The following is a 2,282-nucleotide window of genomic DNA, read 5'->3' on the forward strand; positions in this document are numbered from 1 at the left end:
CTTTTTCTATTCGGGCCAGCATGGCTCCGCAGAAAGGCAGAGAGCCGCCAGGGAAAGTCGTTGGCCCGGCGGGCAGCCCGGAGCATTGGTTGACACAAAATGGAACAGTTTGTATAATTTAGGTAAAATTACGAAAAACAGCGTTCAGAGAGGGGAAAACAGATTGGACGGGAAACAGGACTTCAGCCGGGGCAGCATGGCCGGAAACATCCTCCGCATGGCCGTCCCCATGACCATCGCCCAAATGGTGAATGTGCTCTACAATGTGGTGGACCGCTTTTTCATCGGCCACATCGACGGGGCCTCCTCCCTGGCGCTGACCGGTGTGGGCATTGTGTTCCCCATCATCAGTGTGATCACGGCGTTTACCAACCTCTTCGGAATGGGCGGTGCGCCGCTTTGCTCCATCGCCCGGGGCAGAAAGGACCTGGAGCTGGCGGGCCGGATTCAGGGTTCCTCCTGCTACATGCTGGCGCTGACGGCGGCGGTGCTGACCGCGGTGGGCGTATTGTTCATGCGGCCCATTCTGGAGATCTTTGGAGCCAGTCCTGATACCTATTCCTACGCCCGGGACTATTTTTCCGTCTACATCTGGGGCACTCCCTTTGCCATGCTGGGCCTTGGCATGAATGGCTTTATCAACAGCCAGGGCTTCGGCCGGGTGGGCATGGTCACCATCACCGCCGGTGCCGTGGTGAACGCGGTGCTGGACCCGGTGTTCATTTTTGTACTCAATCAGGGGGTGCGGGGAGCCGCCATCGCCACGGTGGTCTCCCAGCTGGTGTCTGCACTGTGGGTGATGAAATTCCTGACAGGAAAGCGGGCGCTGATCCCTCTGCGCCGGGAGCAGATCCGCTGGCAGCCGGACATTTTAAAGGATACGGTGCAGCTGGGCTTCTCCCACTTCATCATGTCCTTTACCAACGCGGTCACCCAGTTCGCCTATAACTATGAGCTCCGGGCCCTGGGCGGCGACGTGCTGGTGGGGGCCATGACGGTCATCAACTCCGTGCGGGAGGTGGTCACTATGCCTGCCAACGGACTCACTGGCGGCGCGCAGCCGGTTTTGGGATATAACTACGGCGCCGGAGAGTATGACCGGGTCAAAAAGGGAATCCTCTTTATGACGGCGGTGTGCCTGGGATATATGCTGGTGGCCTGGGGCCTGGTCTTTGCTTTCCCCCATGAGCTGATGCGCCTGTTCACGGACAATGAGGAACTGGTGACGACGGGGGCCGGGATGCTGCACATCTATTTCTTCGGCTTTTGCTTCATGGCTTTCCAGATGTCCGGACAGGCCACCTTTACCGGACTGGGCAAGGCAAAGTTTGCCATCTTCTTTTCCCTGTTCCGGAAGGTGGCGCTGGTACTGCCGCTGATTTTCATTCTGCCGAGTTTCCTGGGGGTGGACGGCGTTTTGTGGTCGGAGCCCATCTCCAACCTGGTGGGCGGCAGCGCCTGTTTCCTGGTGATGATGCTGACCCTGTGGCGGAAGCTGTAAGAGAAAATGGAAAAAGAGCGGAGCGGGCCGGACTGCTCCGCTCTTTTGACCAGTATGAGCCGGCGGCGGACCGGGGAGACTGAACCGGAAAGAGAAAAGATTTTACCTAAATTTCATCTGGATTTTCTGGAAATTTTTTGCGGCAAATGTATGATAATCAAGATTGCAAGGAGGACAAAACTATGCTGTACGGCGTCATTGATATTGGTTCCAACACGATTCGCCTCATGATCTATCGGGTGGACAACGGAGCCATCCGCCCGGTTTTGAACAACAAGTTCGCGGCAGGGCTCGCCGGATATATCACGCCCAAGGGGAAGATGAGCAAGGATGGTATCCGAAAGGCGGTAGAGGTCCTTACGGAGCTGCGGACGGTCACGGAGCAGATCACGCTGGACGGGGTGTTTCCCTTCGGTACGGCGGCGCTGCGGAATATCACCAATACGCAGGAGGTCCTGGATGCCATCCAGGCGCAGAGCGGCTTTCAAGTGCGGGTCCTCTCCGGCGAGGAAGAGGCGGAATTTGACTACTACGGCGCCCTTCAGAGCACACCTCTGGACGGCGGCCTGCTGGTGGATGTGGGCGGCGGCAGCACGGAACTTGTGTATTTCACCAAGCGGCGGGCAGTGCTGGGGGTCTCGTTGCCCATCGGCTCGCTGACACTCTACAACCGCTTCGTGGATGGAATCCTGCCCAGCCGGGGAGAGGTACGGAAGATCGAGGCGGAGGCCGCCGCCCAGATCGAGGCCGCCCGGCTGCACATCCGCAGCGGCGCCGCCAA

General features: G+C 58.7%; 1 protein-coding gene and 1 pseudogene. Both read left to right on the forward strand.

Features of this window, described 5'->3' with window-relative positions:
- The first annotated feature begins 163 nt into the window (after positions 1-163).
- Positions 164-1,501, forward strand: a complete 1,338-nt coding sequence (locus tag QZL67_RS01780) for an MATE family efflux transporter (RefSeq protein WP_022289067.1) — start codon at positions 164-166, stop codon at positions 1,499-1,501.
- Between the two features lie 182 nt (positions 1,502-1,683).
- Positions 1,684-2,282, forward strand: a pseudogene (locus QZL67_RS01785) (phosphatase); the annotation flags it as partial.

The organism is Oscillibacter sp. CAG:155 (assembly GCA_000436875.1).
Taxonomy (GTDB): Bacteria; Bacillota; Clostridia; order Oscillospirales; family Oscillospiraceae; genus Oscillibacter.